We start from the raw sequence: 21,453 nt of genomic DNA on the forward strand, positions 1-21,453 counted from the left end.
TTTTATGAGAAGATTCTTAGTCTTGCGAAAGTACCAAAGCACTATAGGGCCCTACAGATACCTGGCCGGTAATAGCCTCGTTTTCTTTGGTTGTATCAACTTCTGTACATTCAGTATGAGTAAAATCTGATTCATATGATTGAGAGTCTCCATTGAAACGAACCAGCCATTTACCTTCTGATGGAAATTTGATCGGATAATCGAGGATTGCTTCATGTGAGAAATTCATCACTACTATGGTTGTGTCTCTACTGCCTCCTTGATGCCACCTTTGAAAGGCTATCAACTTCCTATCATTATCTAAGGCCAATAATTCGGTATTTTGCCCCATTAACCCGGCCGAAACACCAGTAAGGTTTCGACGCAGATGAATCATATCTTTGTACATATTTGAGATACCAGAAACTTCTTTCAAACGTGCCCAATCTAAAGGCTCAGTATCCTGAAACCAGCTATCCTGTTGAATGGTCTGACCTTGAAAAATCATCGGTATGCCAGGCGATGTCAGCACCATTACAGCACCTAAAGTTGCTTTCTTACGTGCATACCAGCCTGTAGCATTACCTGGTTCTACTTCTTCGGCAACCCTTGCTTTGCCATTGGCTACTTCATCATGCGATTCTGTGAATACCACTCGTCTCATGACATCATCACTATATTTTTTAAATAGGGCTCCACAAATCAGGTTCATATCTACATATTCGTCAGAAGCTTGTGTAAGTACATTACGGAGTGGGTGTACGAAATCAGCATCCCATTGAGACCCATACCCCAAGCCACCAACCTGCACCGAATCAGTGATGAAGTTGTGCCCGTGCATATCTTCTGCCACTACTAAGGCGTTGGGGAATCGTTCTCTTATTTCACTATTTATCCACCTGATCATGTTCAGGCCCTCCTGCAAATCATGTGCTGGATTACCGTCTGCATGTACATTTCTGATGTAAGGAACCATATCCATACGTAGCCCGTCTACTTTATAGTCTTCAAGCCACATAATGGCGTTGTCTTTAATATATCGACCTACTTCCGGCCGTTCGTAATCCGGGCGGGTATCTCCCCAAGGGGTTGTCGAACGCCAGTCGTTATAGAAGTAAATGCCACCTTTGCCGTTTTCGCTCCAGCCATCAAACTGCCACAAATCAAGGTCTGATGGGCCAAAATGGTTATAAACAACATCTAATATAACAGCTATGCCCAATTTGTGCGCTTCTTTAATAAAGTCTTTAAACGCTCTTGGCCCACCATATTCGGTTTCAATAGCGTAAGGATGTGCAGGATTATAACCCCATGAAACTCCTCCGGCAAACTCAAAAGGAGGCATGATTTCAACTGCATTAATACCCAGACTCTTCAGATAAGGTAATTTCTTGATTGCATCATGAAATGTACCTACTTTATCAGGTTTTGAGCGATTAAAAGTACCAATGTGAAGCTCATATATTACTATTTCATTCCATGATGGCATCTGGAAAGTAACATTTTCCCAGTCATATGTTTTGGGATTATATACAATAGAATTACCAACTGAATTGGTTACCTGACGAGCGTAAGGATCGTTTTTGTAAAGATTTAATTCACCATTCTTAATAAAAAATTTGTATTGGTCACCTTCTTTTGCGTTTTCAATATTTACACCCCAGCAGCCATTTTCTCCGGCAATCAATGGGTTCGCTCCTTCATTCCAATCATTAAAATCACCTATTACCGATACGTAATCGGCGTGTGGTGCCCATACTCTAAAAAAAACTCCGTGTTGGTGGGGGGTAGCTCCCATTCCATTAATGTAAATTTCGGTTTGATTTTCTACGTTTTTCATATAAAAGCAGATTTTTGTACTTACTTTATATTAAAAATCTGTGCCATTACTAAATAAAGATTCTTGGGAAAAAAAGTCTACATCAATCCATTCAATCATTGTTTGTTTTTAAGAATTATTTAATTTTGGATGTAGGATTTTTCCACACTTATCTGATAGTCTAATACAATCAAAGCAACTAATTCTGACAAGCGTGTCTAAAAGAGAGCCATTTTTTATCGTTTTTTCAGTTAATAGGCTATTGACTCTTGCCGTATTGGTAAGAAGAGAGCTTTGCCTGTTAGTTGTCTTGTTTTTGCTAACGTATCAGGCACTCGCTCAAACCAGACCAAGACCAGAAATCAACCTTGATGAATTTATACAAAGGATTTTTCCGTTACAACAGGAGAATATTAATTACGAAGACTTATACGAAAGCCTCTTTCAACTCTATCAGAATCCGGTTGACTTGAACGTTGCCACTTATGAAGAACTTTCTGCTTTATACGTCCTGTCGGTTTCACAAATGAGAAATCTGTTGGCACATCGTACACAATTTGGCGATTTGCTGAGTATTTATGAATTACAGGCAGTTTCAGGTTTTGATTTAAGCACTATCGAACAGTTATTGCCATTTGTGGAGGTCAGACAAAAATTTAATACAAAGACCCTAACCAATAGTTTCTCTAAGGTAACTGATCATTATCTGATTCTGCGAAGTAGCCAGACTTTAGAGAAAAGCAAAGGATTTATCGAGAATAAGTATTTAGGGTCACCTCAACAATTATACGCTCGTTATCGATTAAGCAATTCAGGCAATTTCCAGATAGGCTTAGTTGCTGAAAAAGATGCAGGCGAAAAAAAATATTCTGATTTTTACAGTTTTCATATTCAATTAAAAAATAAAGGCAACCTTAAAAACTTGGTTATAGGCGATTATCAGGTACAATTCGGACAGGGTCTGGTATTGGGTTCTGGGTTCTTTTTAGGCAAGGGCAGCGAAGCAGTTACAACAATCCGACGAAGCAATATGGGTATCCGCCCCTATAGTTCCTTATTAGAAGGCGGCTATTTCAGAGGATTAGCAGCTACCTATCGGCTAAAGAAAACCGACCTGACTACCTTTTATTCTTATGCCAGACGAGATGCGAATATTGATGAAACTGATGGAGAAAGAGAGGAGTATTTCAGTTCAATTCTGACAGCCGGCTACCATCGCACCGAAACAGAGATGGCTCGCAAAAATCAATTGTCAGAACAGAATATAGGAGCCAATGCTACTTTTCACTTCAATAATGGGTATGTAGGGGCTACATTACTGCATACTCAATTTGATGCATTATTGATGCACCAACCCAGACTTTATAACAAGTTTGAATTTAAAGGTAAACAAAACACAATAGGAAGTACCAATTTTACCTATACCTGGCAAAATTTCAATTTTTTTGGCGAAGCCGCTCGAAGCAGTAGTGGCGGGATCGGATTGGCTGGTGGTTGGGTAGCTGCTCTAACTAAACAGATAGAGTGGGCGATGCACCTAAGATACTACGATAAAAATTTCCATAGTTTTTACGGGAATGCTTTGGCTGAAGGAAGTAGAAATATAAATGAGCGGGGCGTTTACTGGGGCTTAAAATACTCTCCTAAAAAGAATCTTACACTAAGTGGATTTTATGATCGATTCAGTTTTCCATGGTTGAAGTATCTGGTTGATGCGCCCTCTCGTGGATTTGATTATTTACTGCGGGCGTCTTGTCAGATTAATAAAAAAGCATTACTATATGCGCAGTATCATGCTGAGTACAAAGGTAAAAACCTACCGGATAATATTACCCCAACTGATATAGTAGTAAATACTATTCGGAATAATATATTAGGTAACTTTGATTATACAGTGAACCGGACTCTCAAAATTCAGAGTCGGGTACAGATAAATACTTTTCAATATGAAGAGCGAGCTAAATCGGTTGGATATGCCATTATGCAGGATGTGGAGGGGTCAATAAAAAAACTCTATCTTAAAGGACGAATAGCTTGGTTTGCTACCGATAATTATGATTCGAGGATTTATGCTTTTGAGAATACCGTATTATATGCAGTTTCTTTCCCGGCTTATTATGGAAAGGGAATAAGGGTGTATCTGACGAGCAGATACGCTCTTAACCAGCACCTTGATTTATGGTTACGCTATGCGCGTACACAACTGACCAATCAGGATAGCATAGGTAGTGGCAATGATATGATTGATGGCAATCATAAATCGGATATTAATTTGCAGGTAAGATATAGATTTTAAGGGTTTGTATAATTGTTTCAGGTGCAGCCTGAGCTACTTAATTTAAACTATCGGATTGCTTGTAAAACTTCTGACTGATTGGCAATAATTATTTTTCCATCTAATAAAGGTTGTGTCCATAATAGACACAACCTTTATTAGATGGGAATGCTGGCCTCAAGGGTAGATTTCTTATATTTAGGCAAAATATAAAGAAGATTAAAAAAAACTAAAAATGTACCAACGAGAGCAACTAATACAACATTACATTGAATCCTATAATAACTTTGATGTAGAGGGCATGCTGAAAGATTTAGATGAAGATGTTCAGTTTGAGAATAGATCCGGCGGAGAGGTGAATTTGAGTATCAAAGGCTTATCTGCATTTAAAGAGCAAGCTGAGAAAGCCAAAGGTTTTTTCTCTGAGAGACAACAAACCATCAAGCGTTTTCAGCATAATAGTACTCAGACTGAAATTGAAATAGATTATCAAGCCATCTTAGCTATTGACTTATCTAATAACTTGAAAAAAGGCGATGCGCTCGACCTGAAAGGTAAATCTATCTTTACTTTCGAGGACTCAAAAATTATAGCAATTACTGATATTAGTTAAAGCCATGACAACAAAGCCTACACAAAAAGAAAAAGCATTGAAACTCTATGCCCTGCATCATACAGGTAAACTTCTGATTTTGCCTAATATCTGGGATACTATAGGCGCTCTTTTATTAGAGAGTCTGCAATTTCCTGCCATTGCAACTGCCAGTGCTTCAATAGCCTATTCAAATGGATATAATGATGGAGAGCAAATTCCCTTTAGTGAGGTTTTGATACGTCTGAAGCAGATTACCAAAAGTGTAGATGTACCTGTAACAGCTGATGTTGAAAGCGCCTATGCCACGACAGATGCACAGTTGCGTGAGAACATTGGATTATTGTTAGATACCGGAATCGCAGGCATTAATATTGAAGATACAAATACCAATACTCATAGCATTTACACCATTGATGAACAATGCAATAGAATCAGGATTATAAAGGAAGTGGCAAAAGAAAAAGATGTTCCGCTTTTTATCAATGCCCGCACCGATATATTGATTCACGGAAATTTTTTTTCAAGTGAGGATACGAGATTCGAAGAAATAGTGAAAAGGAGCCTGGCATACAAAGATGCAGGGGCTAATTGTTTTTATCCGATTCTGATGAAGGAAGAGAAAGATTTAAAAAGATTGGTAGAGTTCGTTGATTTTCCGATTAATGTGCTGACATCCCCCGGTATTCCATCATTAAAAACACTTGAAGAAATTGGCATAGCCAGAGTGAGCTTAGGACCGAATTATTTGAAATTAGCCCTGAAAACTATGAAAGATATAGCTTTGAAATTGAAAGATTATGATGGGATTACCGAGATTATCAATAATGATTTAACAAGTGATTATGTGAAAGGATTGGTGAATAAATAAAAGAATAGTTATGAATCTGATTTAAAGGCAATTAAATACACTACTGTAAAGTCTGATGGATATTGAAACTGCAAAAGATTTGGATGATAGGGATAGTCCACTATCAATAAAATTCAGAAAAGATGGTTATAATTTTATTTTTATAATTGCCTGTTGTGTTTGTATGTATTTCGGAGATGATTTCTTTTCAACTACTAAGTATAATAAAAATGAATTATTGAAGATAAAGGCAATTGTAGAAAAAGCACCAGAATTACGAATTACGTCCGGCAGAAATAAAAGATATTATGTGACATTTAAAATCAGAGGTTCTGATGAAATAGAAATGAACAGACAGGCTGCTTTTAGTATGCAGGAATTTGTAGATGAGGTGAAATCTGGAGACACTATTCAGATTCAAACTCCATATCATTCTGTTATACAGGAGAATAAGAAGTTAATATTACTGTCATCATTTGAGGTAATAGGTATCGCTAAAGGTTCAAAAGAATACATTAATTACGAAATATATGTGAGAGGAGAACGCACAAAACAATAATCTGGCTTGTGTGTGCTATATGGGCAATTTTCTGCTCATTATACTTTAGGGAAGCGCAAGAGACACCAACGATATTAGGTAGAAAGCTGAAATTTTTTGATACTCTGATTGCCGGGATATTTATTATTTATCTGATAACCATTTTTTGGTAGCCTAAAGTTTTTGCGTAAATAAATGGTTTTTGTCTTTTTTCGCCATTTGCATATAATGTTCTTTCATCGTTGCATCAAAATGCTCAATTGAATACCTTAATAAAGTTCGGGGCATAGAGGCAGCATATTTATCTAAAAGAGCTTTGAGCATTTCGGGATTTTTATCTCCTGCAAAACGTAGCATCCAGCCTGTGGCTTTATTTACTAAATCTTCTTTGTCATGAATCAGTATTTCGGCAATAGTAAAGGTATCTTCTATCTCGCCTTTCTTAATGAAATAGCAGGTACCTAAAATAGCTGTTCTTCGCTCCCATCTATTAAAAGAATGAGCTAAGTCATATAGAGTCTTATGAGATTTATCAAACAAATATCTCCCGACCATATTCAGACAACCCAAATCCACCAGATCCCAGTTATTTACCCTATCATGTCTTCTTATGTATAAATCGAAAAACTCTTTCAGTCTTTCTTCTTTAATCTTTTTCTCCCTGCTGGCCTTATCCATAATGCTTATTGCTCCTGCCCGAACTTCATGAATCGGGCTCTCTAAGAGCTTCTCTATCTCTGCTACAGGCATATTAACATAGCTTTGAGCCAAGCTAAATAGCTGCCCCATTTTTACACCTATAAATTCATCTTTTTCATCTGTATCAGTCTTAAAATACCTTTGAATCTTCAAGCGTTCTTCGTCTGACTGTAAAGCATAGAGGGCCTGGATAAAATGTTCTGCATTAATATCAGTATTCTGTTGTATTCTTGCTTTTTTCTGCATTTTTATTGCGCATATTATTACCAAATTTAATAAATCCAGTGAAATTCTCAACGATGAATAACCGTCTGTGGCATAGAATTTTTGGCAATTGCCGCAAGAAAATTATTTATTAACTCAATTGACTAAGATTATGGAAGCAACACACAAAAAAACAAAGAAGGATACCAAGGACACGAAAGACAGGTATTCTAATGCCACAAAAGATGACTTTTCGGGAACACAAAGCAAAGAATATGCTGGTAACAGAGTATCAGAAGCGACTATTAATAATCCTGGAAGTGTAAGTCGTTTAAGAGGCTTGAAATCAGATAGTAATGCTAAAACTACGGGTGCTCGTTCAGACAACAGGCTTTAGCAATTGATACCAACAAAAACGCGATTCAGGACTTACCATGATTGAATAATAGAACACGTGATGGTCGGTTCTTAAAATATAGAATTTATGTTCGATATGATTTTCAGCAATTGACTCCATGGCTTTATTTGTTTAATTACGCGATATTCTTTATCGCGTTTTTGTTTTTAAAAATCTTAATTTCTTGTATATCTTATACTTTGTTTATAACGAATAAAAAATTATACCAAAGCAATCCAGAAATAATTTATCGGTGGTCTCTGACCTGAAATACACAAACTAATCTATCATATTCGTATGTTCAGACTTTCAAAATACTTACTGTTATACGTGTGTTGGTTCTTCCCCATCCCCCGTTTATCTGTTGAGATTCTGCTACAAAAAAGGGTTTTTCTTTACTAATTTTTATACAGGTATAATTTTTCAGCTTTATATTCAGAAGTTTCATAGAAATGTGATTATCAGTTCTATGAAACAAATTGTATGAGGGGGAGTTTAGTCTATAGACTGCGACTGACAGAGAAGCTGAAAACTGGATAGAGTAGGCATTCATTTAATCTTTAAAATTATGTCTTTAATTAAATGGAAAAAGGATGATTTGTTTCCTACATTCGATTCTTTGTGGGATGATTTTTTCAACAAGGATTTTTATAATCGAGGAGTAAACTTAGGAACGAGGATTCCGGCGGTAAACGTTTCAGAAACGGATACAAGTTATCATGTAGAAGTAGCGATTCCAGGCTTTAAAAAAGAAGATTTTAATATCGATATTGAAAACAATGTGCTGACAATTTCTTCAGAACAGAAAAACGAAAAAGAAGAATTTGAAGGTAAAAAAGCTACAAGAAAAGAATTTAGCTATTCGTCATTTCAACGTAGTTTTCAGATACCTGAGAGTGTTAAAGAAGATGCTATAGCGGCATCATACAAAGATGGTATTCTGAAACTTGATTTGCCAAAGACTGAACCAGCCAAGGCAAAAGACAAAAAGAAAATAGCAATTCAGTAGGGAAATTTCAGGAGTTGGTGTCTACCGGACACCAACTCTTTTAATAAATATATGTAAACCTATGAAAACTAAAGCTGTAATTTTATTGGTAAGCAGTGCTTTTCTTTTAAATGCCTGTATTGGTCCAAAAACGTGCTTGTATTATGTGAGTTTTACCAATAAATCGAGCCACCCAGTTCAATTTGGTTGGGGCAGCCGCTCTGGTGGTAAGGTAAAAATGGTGGAAGTAAAAGGTCAGAATACGATTGATTTTAGTTTCTGGACTGATGAACTGCCTTTAGGGAGTTTTCCACAGGATAGTGATTCTGTTGTGGTAGTATTAGCTAATGGCAAAAGGATTATTGATGTAAAACAGTGTGAAATACTAAACGGGGAAATTAATTGCAAACAAGATGCCCGAAGTTTCTTTAACCCTAAAGCTTATTCGAGATACCAGAATAGTATGCTTAATAAAAGTTGTGGTGGGGTTGAGTATGTATTTACAGATATTGATGCAAAAAGGGCGAGGTAAAAGTGAGGTTGTTTATGAGAAAGAAATTCAAAATAGTGTGTTTGATAGATCTACTAATGATGAGATTATTGAGCCTATTCACAATATAGAGCACAGTGCTTTATAGGCAGATAAGGAATGGGCTACTTTATCAGAAAGAATGAAGTGGGAACGTCTGACCTATTGCATGATAGATTCTATCTGAAAACAGGCTAAATTGGTAGTAGGGGTTTTGATTTTGATGTGATGGGTAAAATCAACAAAAATATCAGTATTACCGCCAACTATTCGTATTGCGATTCGCGTATCACCAACGATATTGACTCTACCGTAGTCGGGTTGATGAATGGCGGAACAGCCAGAAATTTAGCTAACGTATGATTGAAATATCATTTTGCAAAGGGGTCGCTGAAAGGGTTTTCGCTTAAAGGTAGTTTACAATATACAGGCGAACGCAATGGTGTACAACCCGGATGGAATGCGATGGAAGGAAACAAATTTCTAACAGCCTACTCCCTTTATGATGCGGCTATATCTTACCAGACTGAAAAATTCAGTATTGGTTTCAATATTTACAATATAGCTAATATTAAGTATGCTACCAATGGCTGGTGGTGTCCAGAATATAGAGAATGGATGTTTGAAACAGGGACTCCCTGCAATTTCAGATTACAGACATTAATTAAATTCTAAAACTTTATAGGTCTTTCGTATAATTACGGATTTTGCATAATGTACACAAAAGTCATTATGCTTCTTTATATATGTTGTGTAACATAGACAGCGCATCCCTGGCTTTTAGCGTACATTGTGGCTATTTTTATTTTTAATCACTTTTGTAAGCGATTTTCATTTACAGAAAATCTGCATTAAGCAATAGCTTTTTTGTATAATTGTAAGGATTTATAGTCACAGCTTAAATCTTCCTATTCAGCCAGATATAATTATGAAAAAAACTATTGCATTCATTCTTCTCATTGGGCTTATTAACACTGCATGGGCTCATCAACTTCCACTCAATCCGAAACTCAGAATTCAGATAAATAAGAATGTTGAACTATTAGGGTTAGCTTATTTCGTTGGTTTTGAGGGGGTAGACATTGAAACCAAAACTATTGATATAAAAGGCAAAAAGATGCCTAAAAAAGACTGGCACAACTACGGTTACTTTATCTACGAAAAGTATAAGCAATTTGCTACTAACGAAAGCCTGCTTAATAGTTTTACAGTAGCCGACCACCTATGGTTAGATTACCTCATTGCGCTTTTAGTCCAGGTAGAAGATTTCCCGAATGCAAGCCTGACAGAAGCAATTCCGGAGCAGTATTACATCAATTTCTCCAAAACAAAGAACCTGAAAGAAGCAAAGGAGAATGCAACAATCTTTTTAGGAGGGCTCAATAGCTTTTATACACAGATAAACTTCAATCAATACCTGTTGGATTCAAAAAAATACTATGACCAGGCTCTTGAAGAAGTAAAGCAAGGGTTACCCAAAACAGATTTCATTAGTACAATGGAAGGTTTCTATAAAAAGAGTTTTGATACCTATACCTTATTACCGAGCCTTACCATCCCCAAAGGCATGGGCTTTGGCGTACAATATACTTCAGGAGGGAATACCCATATATTCAATGTATTTGGTGCGCTTGATTTTCAGCAGTTTTTAAATGTCAATCAATTACAAATGGGCTTTACTGATAAACAACGACTGAGAGAGTTAAGCGTGCATGAATTCGGCCATTCGTTTGTAAACCCAAGTGTAGACAAGTTGCCTGAGAAAATGATAACAGATACCGAACATTTGTTAGAACCCATGAGATTAGCCATGGCTAATCAAGGCTACAATACCTGGCGAGCGAGTTTGTATGAGCATTTTGTGAGGGCGGGTGAAATTATTATTGCAGAAAAAATAGGAGATAAGGCTGGGTCCGAAAATCTATTTAAGTACTATCTGGAAGAAAGGCAATTTAAGTATATTCCGTCTATTCTTATCGAACTAAGGAAATATGACAGCGGGCAGTATAAAACTTATGATAAAACAGTATTGGCAGCGATGAAAGAGATTGAGAAGAATAAATAGGGGTAGCTTAAAGGCAGAACCGAAATAAAAGCATTTCTTTATTTGAACCTCTCCAATCTATGAAAACCACCAAAGCCATTGGTTTATATAGCCTTATTGTCTATGCTTTAGCTATTCTGCTTTCTGTTTTTATCTATCTTACCGGAGGGCATGCAAGCCCTTATATAGGTTTAGGGTTTTTTGCTATGCTTATTCCGGCTATTGGGGTTTTGATTATGCAATACGGGTTTAGGGAACCTGTTGCACCAATTAACCCAGGGAAATTCTCTATCAAATGGCTGCCAATAGCCTTGTTTTTAATGCCTTTGGTGATTCACCTGCTTGCGCTTCCTGTAGCAGCTTATCTGAATGGCTCAATCCTCTGGCAATCATGGCTGACTCCTGATGCAAACGGGCAATACCATTCACCCCAAAGCCGGGGTTGGGGTGTATTGACATTTGATGGATTGACAGGAAAGATTCTCATAAATGCTTTGGTAGGGCTTATGGCCGTTTCAATCTTAGCCTTTTTTGAAGAAATTGGCTGGCGAGTATGGTTATTGCCGAGATTAGTAAAGGTGTTTAATGTCAAAGCCGGTGTTCTGATTGGGGCCGTTATCTGGGCCATCTGGCATATTCCGTATGTATCAGGAGGTATAAATGAAATACAGGGTGTTTCAACAATAATGGTATTAATATTCTATCCGCTTGGCACTATTGGTGCAGGTAGTATTATTAGTTGGATCTGGTTAAGAACCAAAAGTATCTGGCTTATCTGTTTAGCTCATGGGGCCTTGAATAACTGGGGGCAATATGCTTTCAAGTACATGGACGATAGCGCAGGCGAACAATATTTATTTATGGCTGTGAATTTAGCTTTATTGATTACAGGCTTGATAGTTTTATTGACCTTAAGAAGTGAAAAATGATGACTGCCTTTCAAAAGAATTAGTCTTTTTTCCACAAATTACTCAATTTTCGTATATCTCTTACTGGTACGGGTTTTTTATGGGGATTATTAAATCCATTTAACTTTTAAATAAGTTAGCCATGAAAAATTACATCACACAGCATGTTAAGCATAATGGAGCGAAACTAAGAAAACTATTTATAAATGGCTTAAGAGATATGCTTTGGGCAGAAAAAAACCTCATAAAAGCATTGCCCAAATTGGCCAGAGCTGCTACATCAGATGATCTAAAAGTAGTTTTTGAAATCCATTTAACAGAAACGCAGCAGCATATAAACAGGCTTGAGAGAGTATTCAGGAATATTGGTGAGCCTGCTAAAACCAAAAAGTGTACGGCTATGATAGGTTTGATAAATGAATGTAGTGAAATCATTGAATCGACTGAAGAATATAGCTCTGTGCGCGACTGGGGACTGATTTTTGCTTCTCAGAAAGTAGAGCATTATGAAATTGCTTCATATGGTACTCTTAGAACGATTGCCAATATTTTGAGGTATTCGGAAGTTGCAGAACTCTTGCAGCAAACCTTAGATGAAGAAATACAAGCCAATACCAAACTGAGTGATCTGGCTGATGCCTATATCTATATGGAGGCTGTATTAGATTAATGCTTTCAGATCTCAGCTTCTCTCCTTTTTTCAAATAGAGGAGCTGAGACCATTCTCCCGCGCTATTTCAAGGAGATTTAGGAGATGAGGTGATTTCATCTAACTCTTTTTCCTTTACTTTTGCTTCTAATCCTTCTTTTTTAATGCCAATTCTGATATTAAAAAATAAACTCATATATATATTGGCTATCCATACCAGAGAGAAAACCGCAATAAGGTAACCCCTCCAGTCTGTAAATAACAAATGATAGTCTGTAATAATAAGGAAGAGAATACTTACATAAAAGCTAAAGCAGTACTCGCAGGTAAAAATATAGAAGAATTTGCGTTTGAATAACCTTTTGGATTTCTGACTTTGTTTTTGGCAGTACTCTCTTGGTTCTCTGAAAATCTCTTCGTGAGTAACCGTCCATGCAACACAAGCAACAGGAATTGCCAGTACAAAAAGCCAGATGATTTGTGTGTAGAGTGTCATAACATAAGTAGATTAAGAGATAAATTTCATGGAATGAATTAGAAAACTACATTCCAATGTTTTTTGGGGAAATACTTCCCCAAAAAACTAATTCTTTTACGCTTTACTATTTATATAGTTTGAAAAATGAGTCTTTTGCTTTGTATATTTAGTATATAGTTTGAAATGTAGTGTTTTTACCTTATGAAATGGGGGTTTTTCCTCTATTTTGGTTGAACCAATCCCTCTATTTTTGTTAACCAAACTGCTATTGATAAAACTTCAAGTATAAATTTCTTGGTCATGAAAAAATTAATTGCCGCTTCTGTTTTTGTATTTTTTATAGTGGGGTGTGGGCTGAAACGAACTATTCAGGATACAGCCCAAGACCTTACTAATAATACCGCTGCTTTGATAGATGATGCGATAGATGAAATAACGCATGAGTCAGAATCATGGCAGGCTACTTTGCAGGAATTAAGCGATAAACTGACAGACGAAGCCCAGAGCACGATACGTACAGAAGTAGAGAACCTTGCTACAAGAACTATAGCTGCTGCAGGGTCGGAGATTCGTTGTAATGTTGATTTTTTGGGAGCGAGAGTCATACAGGCATTGCAGAGAATTAAAGCCGAATTACTAAAGAAGCCGGTTCCGGAGCGAAACCCTGCTATTTGCCAGGTAATACCAACAGCTATTGATATGAACCTGACTCCCAATAGAAGAAATAAAGTGGATATTTCGGGATATGATTTTGATAATCAGCCATTGAAACTATATATGATAAGCAGCACAAATCAGATAACTGATGTTACATATGCCATTAACAGATTATCGCATTATCATTTAGTATTAAACTTAGGTAGTAATGGTGTGATGCTTAATGAAACCAGTAGCCGGCTTGTATTGGAGTATAAAAATAGCCAGTTATCGTCTATTGCTGTTACACAACCTGTTATACCAGATTGCAAAGAAGAAGAAATTTCATTTTCTCCGGATGTAATTACATTTGTGCCTCCACACACCAGAGGCGACAGAGAGTACGACGGGCATGGGCCTAACGTAACTGCAAGAGTAAATGTGTATGTCGATAATAACACCATTAAGGCAAAGATTTATATGCGAGCCAGAGAGACCAAAAGTGATTGGTCAACTGCAGAGGGTTCTGGCGTTTTTACTATTTACACGGCCCCTTCAAAAAAGCGGATTCTAAGTATAGTTAGCGATAAAGAAACGAATACTAATTATATAGATAGTGGTCATTCTGAAGATTTTTTTGAAAAAGGAAGCGGAGAGTTGGTTAAAAGGTTTGCTTTTGTAGGTGATACCGATGGTGATGAAGCCGGAACGAGAACGAGAGTAAAGGTTAGCTTTAACAGAGTGGTGGTAAAACTAAAAGAAATAGGAAATTGTAAAGAGTAGTTGAATTGAAACGCGACATACCTACTTGCCTTAAAAGTATCAAATGAAACAAGTGTCTTAGATTTAGATACCCTGGAATGATTTGTTAAGAACATTTCAGGGTTTTCTTTTAACCATTCAGTACAATTATTGGGTCATTGACCAGATTAATTTATTTTTTAAGGCATATTTCTGCCAAATTTATCTGGCGTATATCTTTATTATTTTAATTATTATCTGATATGATACTATTCTGGGTCTTCTGGGGTATTGATGCCATTGTGGCTTTAATAGCTGTGTGTTTTTTCTTTACAGGCTTAGCCGATGGGTCAGTTTCATCTTTTAATATTGGATTATGGCTTATCATGTTAATAGTAATTGCAGCCGTATTGTCAGGCACTCTGGCTTTGAGGTCCGCGGGTAATCTAACCTTAGCAAAAATTCTGGCAGGGTTATTAGCAGTACCTGCTTTCCTATTTTTTCTATTCTTTATTATAATAATATGCTCTGGGGCAAAATGGAATTGAGCCGATAATTAATCTGTTTTTTTGCTTTAGTCCAGATAAGGATATTCGGTTGTTAAGACAAGATGTTTTAGGGTGATGGTTATCTGAACGATAAGTGCCTACCACAACCCTTGCAAGAATGGATTTTTGCTATTGGTTTTTGCAGCAGAATAACCAATAGCAACTATCAGCTTAGGCCAAAGAAAAAATTCAGATTCAGCAGGAAATATATGTATAGTAAAAAGTCTGATGACCATACCTGCCAGTGCGGCATATAAATAATGCTTAAATATGGATAAGTCTTATATCTACTTTGTATCGCCGTCTCTTTCGGGTATATATACATTAAAAGTAGCTCCAACACCGGGTTTCCCAAATGCTTCAATGAGACCCTCGTGGTTCTGAACAACTTTACGACAGATGGTAAGCCCTATTCCGGTACCAGAATACTCAGTCTTTCCGTGCAGACGCTGAAAAAGCTCAAATATCTTGTGTTCATATTGTTGTTCAAATCCTATACCGTTATCAATAAAGCTGAGTTTCCAGTATTTTTTTATATTAATAGCCCTTGCATCATTAATATCTTCACCTGACATCAATGATGCTTTAATCACAATGTGTGGGGGTACATCTTTCTTGCTATACTTGATTGAATTAGAGATAAGGTTAGCAAATAACTGATAAAACTGGGTGGGTATGATAGGTAAAGTAGGTAAAGTATTGGTCTCAATAACAGCTTTTTTCTCTTCAATTCTTTCGCTTAAACTTTGTTTGGCTTCCTCTAACAAAACATTCATATCAGTTTTGGCAAAGATGGCTTCATCGGTTGTCATACGTGAAAAATTCAATAAATCGGCCAATAAGCTCTTCATTCTTTGCGTTGACCTGATAATGCGATTGAAATAATCCCTGGCATTATCTGTGAGCTCCTCCTTTAGTAGGATACGCTCTGTGAATGCTTCAATTTTGTAGAGAGGGTCACCTAAATCATGGGAAGCGATATAGCTGAATGAAGCCAATTCGGCATTACTATGCTCTAATTCTATATTCTTACTTTCGAGTTGCTGATAAGTTTCTAATAGTTTCTGTTCTTTCACTCTTAGTTCTGTAAGATCAATGCTAATACAAAGCATTCCGATAACTATACCTTTTTTGTCTTTACGTACATCGCCTTTTGAGTAAATGTAGTGAATATCGCCATGTTTGTCGTATCTGCGATATTCAGCCTCAAAAGCTTTTCCGGTTTGTCTTGACTTTTCCAAGGCATCTCTCAGTTTCTCAATGTCTTCCTGATGAACGTTTCCAAAGGTTGCGAAGTCTATTATAATTTCACCTGGTTTATAGCCATACAAACGATAGGTTTCATCCGACCACTGAATGGTATTTGTGGTAAAATCGAGCTCCCAACTTCCAATTTTTCCTATACGTTGTGACTCTGATAGCTGTGCTTCACGTAGTTGTAGATTTCTATTCAAAAGAATATCTTCTGTTACATCCTGTAAGCTGGCGACTAACATATTTTCTGTACCCAAGTTCAGGATACTGCCTGTGCCTTTGATATATTTAAGTGAGCCATCTTTGGTAAAGGCCCGGAAAGAGAGTTCGCTGATTTTTTTCTTGACCAGAAGTTTTTTGCTGATTTTCTCAATTTCGGGAAGGTCATCAGGGTGTACAAAACTCTTCAGTTTTTTTACAGTAGGTATAAACTCTTTGGACTTATAACCAAAAATACGATATAGGTTATCAGAGTAGGTAAATTCATCGGTATGTAAGTTCCAGGTCATACTACCCATTTTCGAACTTACCTGGGCCCCCTCAAATGCTCTGTTCTGAATAATCAGCTTTTTATTCAGTTCTTCTAATTGTGCTTGCGTACGACTGAGATGTTCCTGGCGGTTAATCAATTCCTGATTCATACTAATCAGTTCTTCATTACCCGATTGTAACTCTTCTTTAGAAGTCTCTAACTCTTCGTTAAGGGTTTGTAATTCTTCACTGCTGCTCAATAATTCTTCATTTGCATTCTGTAATTCCTCATTGGCAGCCTCCTGACTTTCTGTAATATTCAGAATGTCCTGACGAATCTGGGCTAATTCTTTCTCTAATTGCTCAATATGTAATTCGGCTAAACTTTTTTTGGCCTTTTTGCCTCCGCTTTTGTATGATTCCTGCTCTGTAGGTAAAATAGCTCTTTTGTTAAAAACAATCAGAAAGTGTAATGCTACAGATTGTAGTAGAGGAATAACCTCGACAGATACTAAATACGAATCGGTGCCATGTTTAACTAAAATGTTTTCTTTTGTTACAGTTTCTTTTTCTATATGAGCCTTGTGCAATAGATTACGTAAATCAAAAGCTAATTCTTTGCGCACCATTTTAAGCACATTCAGGCTGGCTTTGCCAGGCGATGGCACAAAAAATAAGGAAGTATCTCCTCTGAAATGAATGATATCATTCTGATCGCTGACAATTACACAAGGAGGGGTGTAATGATTCAGTAATATATCATCAGCATTCTTCTGAAAATCAGTCTGACTTATCATAGGTGTATGGATGGTATCATTTTTATGGTTTTTAGTTTCTTCCATACTATCGTGAGAGTCTTGTGTAAAGCGGCTGGTTGTATATTTCCGGCTAAAGAATTTATCATGATTACTAATAAGGGTAAACAGGTCTGATACGACATTGGCCGTTTCGGATTTCCCTAACCACAATATGCCCTTTTCTTTGAGTGCGTAGTGAAAAGTAGTTAATGCTTTTTTCTGTAAAAATGTGGTCATATATATGAGTACATTCCGACACGAAACCAAGTCAATTTTCGAAAATGGTGGGTCTTTCAGAAAATTGTGCACGGCAAAAACGCAACTATTTCGGATAGACTTATTTATTTGATATATACTATTGTCAATTTTTGTAAAATAGGTTTCTAATAGATGTGGTGGAATAGCCTGTACATCTAATGCATTATATAGACCTGAACGGGCTTTGGCAATATTACTTTCTGAAATATCGGTTGCAAAAACCTGAATTTTAATTTCCGGTGCTCTATGTGATAGAAACTCATGCAGACTAATTGCAATAGAATAGGCTTCTTCGCCAGATGAACATCCTGCCACCCATATTCGTATAGTGCTCTGGCTTAGTTTGCTTTCCAGTAAATGAGGAAAAACCCGCTCGGTTAATGCCTGAAAAGTTTTAGAGTCACGAAAGAAAGAGGTTACCGGAATCAGAAAATCTTTTAGCAAAAGTTCGAGTTCTTCTTTGTTTGATTTCAGATATTCATGATATTCACCAATATCTTCACAACGGCATAGACCCATTCGACGGGCGATACGCCTGCGTAAAGTAGATTCTTTATAATAGCTAAAATCAATGCCTTTGTGTTGGCGAATAAGAAAGATAATTTGCTTTAGCACATCTTCATAACTACGTGGAATGGCCTTTTCGTCTTCGTCAGGATAATTTTTATTTACTACCTGTTGAAGTTTCATTAATTGTTCAGGCATTTTTTCGGCAGGGAGCACGAAGTCAACTGTATTGGCATCAATCGCATTTTGGGGCATATCTGAAAAATCAGTTGACCCAGGGTCCTGGACAAAAGTAATACCCCCGTACTTTTTTATTGCCTGTAAGCCTAAGGTACCATCTGTTCCCGCACCTGAAAGTAATACTCCAACTACATTATTCTGGTGTACTTCTCCTAATGAATGGAAGAAAATATCAATTGAATAAGCTATCGGATTTACATCATCACCGGGTTGCAGCTTTAAGATTCCATCAACCGAAATAAGCCTTTTACTTTTAGAAATAGTGTAAACATGGTCAGGTTTAAAATCAACCTCGGTGCTTATTTCTAATACAGGAAGTTCAGTACTTTTAGCCAATATTTTTGGTAAATCGCTTTGTTGGTCATGTGGTAAATGTTGAACCAGCACGTAAGCCATGCCAGAATTTTTTGGTATTGAAGCAATAAATTTTTGAAAAGCCTCGACCCCTCCTGCAGAAGCCCCCAAACCTACTATTGTAAAATCCTGTGGGGCATTCGGAAGAGGCGTAGAATATTTTTTACGCATGATGATATTGGACAAGGGTTAGTCAAGTCTAATGGGTAAGGTTATGTGCTGAAATTTTCAGCTAAAACTTCAATGTTTAGGAGAAACCAAAGTTATAGATTTTTTTATTAATTTTATATTTAAATTTCTACAATTGTGGAGAGACTAAAACTTATGGTTGAGTTGCACACAACAAAGAGTTTGCTAAGCTTTCCTGATAAAATGATCTTTCTTATTTAATCATATTACGTGATAATCTTTTTCCTTTATAATTTTAACTTTAATTAAAAGCATTATTAAAGATAAAAGTATGGCATGGAACCCTGATATTTATAATAAATTCAAGTCAGAGAGATTTGCTCCGTTTTATGATTGTCTGAATCTGGTTGCAATCAGACCTGGAATTGATGTGATAGACTTAGGCTGTGGTACTGGTGAGTTAACAAGGAAGTTAGCAGATGCCTTGCCAGGCTCAAAAGTATTGGGCATTGATTCTTCGCAGGAAATGCTCAATGATTCAAAAGCCTTTGCCAATGAACAGGTACAATTTAAGTTAAGGGGTATTGAAGAACAAATAAATCTGGATGAAAAATGGGATTTGGTTTTTTCAAATGCCGCCATTCAATGGGTGTATAATCATGAAGAACTCATGCCAGAAATTATTTCAATGATAAAGCCAGGGGGACAATTGGTGATACAGTTACCCAATCAGAACCAGAATCTATCCAATCTTATTTTAGATGATTTGGCAACACAAGAACCCTTTTGTACAGCCTTACAAAACTGGACACGAAACTCACCTGTGTTGGATATTGAAAGGTATGCTCAGATACTTTTTGAGAATGGCAGCAAGCAAATGAGTGTTTTCGAGAAAATTTACCCCTTGGTATTAAAAGATGGTGATGCATTGTTCGATTGGGTTTCGGGCACAGCTTTGATTCCTTATACTGAAAGATTGAGTGGTGATACGAAAGAACAATTTAATACTGCGTATAAAGAACGTTTGAAAAGCAGATTCCCGAAATCTCCCGCATTTTACCCATTCAAAAGAATAATTATGGAGGCAAAATTTTAACCTCTGCCGACCGGCTTTTATAGATTCGTATCGTATCTTTGTTGAAAAAATATTTGAATTTTACAACAGGGGTATGGAAATTGTTTCAATTGAAGATTTTTATAAGCAGACAAGTTACAAAAATGATGATGGCGATGTGATTTCGCTTTTGCCCAAAGATTTTAGCAGGGAAATCGGGCATTTTAATGTATTTAGTATAGAAGAAATCACAAAGCAATTTATGGAAAAACCTGTAATGCCTTACAATCGGCGGGCTTATTATAAAATAAGCTTAATCAGAGGTAGAAATAAGGCTGAGTATGCCGATAAAGTGATAGATATTGAGAAAAATGCGCTGCTGTTTGCCTCTCCTAAAATTCCTTACCACTATGTGCCGAAGGACACAAACCAATCTGGTCATTTTTGTGTATTTACCGATGAGTTTTTGATTAAGAATAAAAGTGGTGTAGTGCTGGACGACCTCCCGATTTTCAAATCAGGGGGCTATCCGGTTTTTCAATTATCGGAAGGAGAAGTAGAAGATATTAATTATATCTTCAAAAAAATGCATAAAGAACTATCCTCTGACTATGCCTATAAATATGATTTAATACGTAACTATGTATTGGAATTGATCCATTACGGGCAAAAACTTCAACCTGTTACAGCACTTTATACAAGTCATAATGCTTCTGCCCGGGTGTCGTCTTTATTCATTGAATTATTAGAACGGCAGTTTCCTATTGAATCACCGCAACAAAAACTGAACCTGCGCACTGCCAAAGATTATGCTGACAGATTGGCTGTACACGTGAATCATTTGAATAAAGTCTTAAAGGAAAATACAGGTAAAACCACTACTGACCTGATTAGTGGCAGGATTATCAGAGAAGCCAAGATATTGCTTAAACAAACAGATTGGAATGTGTCGGAGATTGCCTACTCATTGGGCTTTGAAGAAGTAGCTCATTTTTCTAACTTTTTCAAAAAACAAACCTCTGTTACACCTTTAGGATTTCGAACCTGATTTGATTCTTGCAAATAATAGATTGATGTTCGTAAACAGTAAGATGATTTTCTGTATGACCTTTGCCTAATCGAAAATTTAATAAAATTGACAACATGACACTCTTAAAAATCATTAGCGGCGTACTTATCCTGATTACAGCCTTCTTGAGCTTTAAACATGGTTGGGACGGACTTTCCATGAAATCAGAAACCAACGAAATGGTCAATGCCCTCGGCATTAGCAAATCTGTTATTATTGGCATTAGTATTCTTAGTCTGGCGGTTGGGGCTTTGGTACTTTTTCCTCAAACTTTTTTCATAGGCAATGTCCTGAATGCCATGCTGATTGTCCTGATTATGGCTTTATCATTAAAAACAGGTAATCTCAAAACAGCTTTGATAGAAATCCCATTTTTATTAATGCCTTTATTGATGATTTATCTTGGCCATCCTTTGAAAAAATAAGGCTACCTGAAAACCATTTGA

21 protein-coding genes are annotated in these 21,453 nt (G+C 36.7%); 17 read left to right on the forward strand and 4 right to left on the reverse strand.

Features of this window, described 5'->3' with window-relative positions; genetic code table 11:
• Positions 1-16: 16 nt before the first annotated feature.
• The gene (locus tag H1R81_RS21365; protein WP_181842777.1) at positions 17-1,819 is read right to left on the reverse strand and encodes an alpha-amylase family glycosyl hydrolase; all 1,803 of its coding nucleotides are present in this window, start codon (positions 1,817-1,819) and stop codon (positions 17-19) included.
• Between the two features lie 193 nt (positions 1,820-2,012).
• On the opposite strand from H1R81_RS21365, the gene H1R81_RS21370 reads away from it, so the two are divergent.
• The 4 genes from H1R81_RS21370 (at position 2,013) to H1R81_RS21385 (ending at position 6,074) form a co-directional block, all read left to right on the forward strand.
• Positions 2,013-4,094 (forward strand): helix-hairpin-helix domain-containing protein, encoded by a 2,082-nt coding sequence (locus H1R81_RS21370; protein ID WP_181842778.1) that lies wholly within the window; start codon positions 2,013-2,015, stop codon positions 4,092-4,094.
• A 214-nt stretch (positions 4,095-4,308) separates the two neighbouring features.
• Complete coding sequence (locus tag H1R81_RS21375) at positions 4,309-4,686, forward strand: nuclear transport factor 2 family protein (RefSeq protein ID WP_181842779.1); 378 nt, start codon at positions 4,309-4,311, stop codon at positions 4,684-4,686.
• A 4-nt stretch (positions 4,687-4,690) separates the two neighbouring features.
• Entirely contained in the window at positions 4,691-5,536 is an 846-nt protein-coding gene (locus tag H1R81_RS21380; RefSeq protein ID WP_181842780.1) for an isocitrate lyase/phosphoenolpyruvate mutase family protein, read from the forward strand.
• Positions 5,537-5,591: 55 nt separating this feature from the next.
• Positions 5,592-6,074 (forward strand): hypothetical protein, encoded by a 483-nt coding sequence (locus H1R81_RS21385; RefSeq protein ID WP_181842781.1) that lies wholly within the window; start codon positions 5,592-5,594, stop codon positions 6,072-6,074.
• 153 nt (positions 6,075-6,227) lie between these two features.
• Here the strand turns inward: H1R81_RS21385 and H1R81_RS21390 are convergent, their stop codons facing one another.
• The gene (locus H1R81_RS21390) at positions 6,228-6,998 is read right to left on the reverse strand and encodes a DNA alkylation repair protein (protein WP_181842782.1); all 771 of its coding nucleotides are present in this window, start codon (positions 6,996-6,998) and stop codon (positions 6,228-6,230) included.
• Between the two features lie 130 nt (positions 6,999-7,128).
• On the opposite strand from H1R81_RS21390, the gene H1R81_RS21395 reads away from it, so the two are divergent.
• The 8 genes from H1R81_RS21395 to H1R81_RS21425 all read left to right on the forward strand — a co-directional run bounded on the left by H1R81_RS21395 (position 7,129) and on the right by H1R81_RS21425 (position 12,492).
• The gene (locus H1R81_RS21395; protein ID WP_181842783.1) at positions 7,129-7,353 is read left to right on the forward strand and encodes a hypothetical protein; all 225 of its coding nucleotides are present in this window, start codon (positions 7,129-7,131) and stop codon (positions 7,351-7,353) included.
• A gap of 568 nt (positions 7,354-7,921) precedes the next feature.
• Positions 7,922-8,362, forward strand: coding sequence for an Hsp20/alpha crystallin family protein (locus H1R81_RS21400; RefSeq protein WP_181842784.1), 441 nt, complete (start codon positions 7,922-7,924; stop codon positions 8,360-8,362).
• A gap of 61 nt (positions 8,363-8,423) precedes the next feature.
• Positions 8,424-8,873 (forward strand): hypothetical protein, encoded by a 450-nt coding sequence (locus tag H1R81_RS21405; RefSeq protein WP_181842785.1) that lies wholly within the window; start codon positions 8,424-8,426, stop codon positions 8,871-8,873.
• A gap of 225 nt (positions 8,874-9,098) precedes the next feature.
• Entirely contained in the window at positions 9,099-9,233 is a 135-nt protein-coding gene (locus tag H1R81_RS27650) for a hypothetical protein (RefSeq protein WP_255463209.1), read from the forward strand.
• Positions 9,234-9,545 carry a TonB-dependent receptor gene (locus H1R81_RS21410; protein WP_181842786.1) on the forward strand — a complete coding sequence of 104 codons (312 nt, stop codon included), beginning with the start codon at positions 9,234-9,236 and terminating at the stop codon, positions 9,543-9,545.
• A gap of 253 nt (positions 9,546-9,798) precedes the next feature.
• Positions 9,799-10,935, forward strand: a complete 1,137-nt coding sequence (locus H1R81_RS21415) for a DUF4932 domain-containing protein (RefSeq protein ID WP_181842787.1) — start codon at positions 9,799-9,801, stop codon at positions 10,933-10,935.
• A 59-nt stretch (positions 10,936-10,994) separates the two neighbouring features.
• Complete coding sequence (locus H1R81_RS21420; protein ID WP_181842788.1) at positions 10,995-11,843, forward strand: CPBP family intramembrane glutamic endopeptidase; 849 nt, start codon at positions 10,995-10,997, stop codon at positions 11,841-11,843.
• A 121-nt stretch (positions 11,844-11,964) separates the two neighbouring features.
• Complete coding sequence (locus tag H1R81_RS21425; RefSeq protein ID WP_181842789.1) at positions 11,965-12,492, forward strand: ferritin-like domain-containing protein; 528 nt, start codon at positions 11,965-11,967, stop codon at positions 12,490-12,492.
• Positions 12,493-12,559: 67 nt separating this feature from the next.
• On the opposite strand, the gene H1R81_RS21430 is transcribed toward H1R81_RS21425, so the two are convergent.
• A complete protein-coding gene (locus tag H1R81_RS21430; RefSeq protein ID WP_181842790.1) occupies positions 12,560-12,967 on the reverse strand; it encodes a hypothetical protein in 408 nt (135 codons plus the stop codon).
• Positions 12,968-13,249: 282 nt separating this feature from the next.
• Between H1R81_RS21430 and H1R81_RS21435 the strand changes: the two genes are divergently transcribed.
• Complete coding sequence (locus tag H1R81_RS21435) at positions 13,250-14,368, forward strand: hypothetical protein (RefSeq protein WP_181842791.1); 1,119 nt, start codon at positions 13,250-13,252, stop codon at positions 14,366-14,368.
• 221 nt (positions 14,369-14,589) lie between these two features.
• Positions 14,590-14,874, forward strand: a complete 285-nt coding sequence (locus tag H1R81_RS21440; RefSeq protein ID WP_181842792.1) for an osmoprotectant transporter permease — start codon at positions 14,590-14,592, stop codon at positions 14,872-14,874.
• Between the two features lie 287 nt (positions 14,875-15,161).
• Here the strand turns inward: H1R81_RS21440 and H1R81_RS21445 are convergent, their stop codons facing one another.
• Positions 15,162-18,926, reverse strand: coding sequence for a CheR family methyltransferase (locus tag H1R81_RS21445; RefSeq protein ID WP_220275280.1), 3,765 nt, complete (start codon positions 18,924-18,926; stop codon positions 15,162-15,164).
• 289 nt (positions 18,927-19,215) lie between these two features.
• Between H1R81_RS21445 and H1R81_RS21450 the strand changes: the two genes are divergently transcribed.
• The 3 genes from H1R81_RS21450 (at position 19,216) to H1R81_RS21460 (ending at position 21,432) form a co-directional block, all read left to right on the forward strand.
• A complete protein-coding gene (locus tag H1R81_RS21450; protein ID WP_181842794.1) occupies positions 19,216-19,980 on the forward strand; it encodes a methyltransferase domain-containing protein in 765 nt (254 codons plus the stop codon).
• A 73-nt stretch (positions 19,981-20,053) separates the two neighbouring features.
• A complete protein-coding gene (locus H1R81_RS21455) occupies positions 20,054-20,986 on the forward strand; it encodes an AraC family transcriptional regulator (protein ID WP_181842795.1) in 933 nt (310 codons plus the stop codon).
• 95 nt (positions 20,987-21,081) lie between these two features.
• Positions 21,082-21,432: a hypothetical protein gene (locus H1R81_RS21460; protein WP_181842796.1), complete on the forward strand. Its 351-nt coding sequence runs from the start codon at positions 21,082-21,084 to the stop codon at positions 21,430-21,432.
• The last annotated feature ends 21 nt before the right edge of the window (positions 21,433-21,453 follow it).

It is taken from the genome of Emticicia sp. BO119 (assembly GCF_013912375.1).
Taxonomy (GTDB): domain Bacteria; phylum Bacteroidota; class Bacteroidia; order Cytophagales; family Spirosomataceae; genus Emticicia.

What these genes read in the sequence shown, in the direction of transcription:
- H1R81_RS21435 (WP_181842791.1), top strand. Translation starts at nt 13,250, where the DNA reads ATGAAAAAATTAATTGCCGCTTCTGTTTTTGTATTTTTTATAGTGGGG.
- H1R81_RS21415 (WP_181842787.1), top strand. Translation starts at nt 9,799, where the DNA reads ATGAAAAAAACTATTGCATTCATTCTTCTCATTGGGCTTATTAACACT.
- H1R81_RS21445 (WP_220275280.1), bottom strand. Translation starts at nt 18,926, where the DNA reads ATGCGTAAAAAATATTCTACGCCTCTTCCGAATGCCCCACAGGATTTT.
- H1R81_RS21395 (WP_181842783.1), top strand. Translation starts at nt 7,129, where the DNA reads ATGGAAGCAACACACAAAAAAACAAAGAAGGATACCAAGGACACGAAA.
- H1R81_RS21365 (WP_181842777.1), bottom strand. Translation starts at nt 1,819, where the DNA reads ATGAAAAACGTAGAAAATCAAACCGAAATTTACATTAATGGAATGGGA.
- H1R81_RS21390 (WP_181842782.1), bottom strand. Translation starts at nt 6,998, where the DNA reads ATGCAGAAAAAAGCAAGAATACAACAGAATACTGATATTAATGCAGAA.
- H1R81_RS27650 (WP_255463209.1), top strand. Translation starts at nt 9,099, where the DNA reads ATGGGTAAAATCAACAAAAATATCAGTATTACCGCCAACTATTCGTAT.
- H1R81_RS21460 (WP_181842796.1), top strand. Translation starts at nt 21,082, where the DNA reads ATGACACTCTTAAAAATCATTAGCGGCGTACTTATCCTGATTACAGCC.
- H1R81_RS21425 (WP_181842789.1), top strand. Translation starts at nt 11,965, where the DNA reads ATGAAAAATTACATCACACAGCATGTTAAGCATAATGGAGCGAAACTA.
- H1R81_RS21440 (WP_181842792.1), top strand. Translation starts at nt 14,590, where the DNA reads ATGATACTATTCTGGGTCTTCTGGGGTATTGATGCCATTGTGGCTTTA.
- H1R81_RS21400 (WP_181842784.1), top strand. Translation starts at nt 7,922, where the DNA reads ATGTCTTTAATTAAATGGAAAAAGGATGATTTGTTTCCTACATTCGAT.
- H1R81_RS21375 (WP_181842779.1), top strand. Translation starts at nt 4,309, where the DNA reads ATGTACCAACGAGAGCAACTAATACAACATTACATTGAATCCTATAAT.
- H1R81_RS21430 (WP_181842790.1), bottom strand. Translation starts at nt 12,967, where the DNA reads ATGACACTCTACACACAAATCATCTGGCTTTTTGTACTGGCAATTCCT.
- H1R81_RS21385 (WP_181842781.1), top strand. Translation starts at nt 5,592, where the DNA reads ATGGATATTGAAACTGCAAAAGATTTGGATGATAGGGATAGTCCACTA.
- H1R81_RS21455 (WP_181842795.1), top strand. Translation starts at nt 20,054, where the DNA reads ATGGAAATTGTTTCAATTGAAGATTTTTATAAGCAGACAAGTTACAAA.
- H1R81_RS21405 (WP_181842785.1), top strand. Translation starts at nt 8,424, where the DNA reads ATGAAAACTAAAGCTGTAATTTTATTGGTAAGCAGTGCTTTTCTTTTA.
- H1R81_RS21380 (WP_181842780.1), top strand. Translation starts at nt 4,691, where the DNA reads ATGACAACAAAGCCTACACAAAAAGAAAAAGCATTGAAACTCTATGCC.
- H1R81_RS21420 (WP_181842788.1), top strand. Translation starts at nt 10,995, where the DNA reads ATGAAAACCACCAAAGCCATTGGTTTATATAGCCTTATTGTCTATGCT.
- H1R81_RS21450 (WP_181842794.1), top strand. Translation starts at nt 19,216, where the DNA reads ATGGCATGGAACCCTGATATTTATAATAAATTCAAGTCAGAGAGATTT.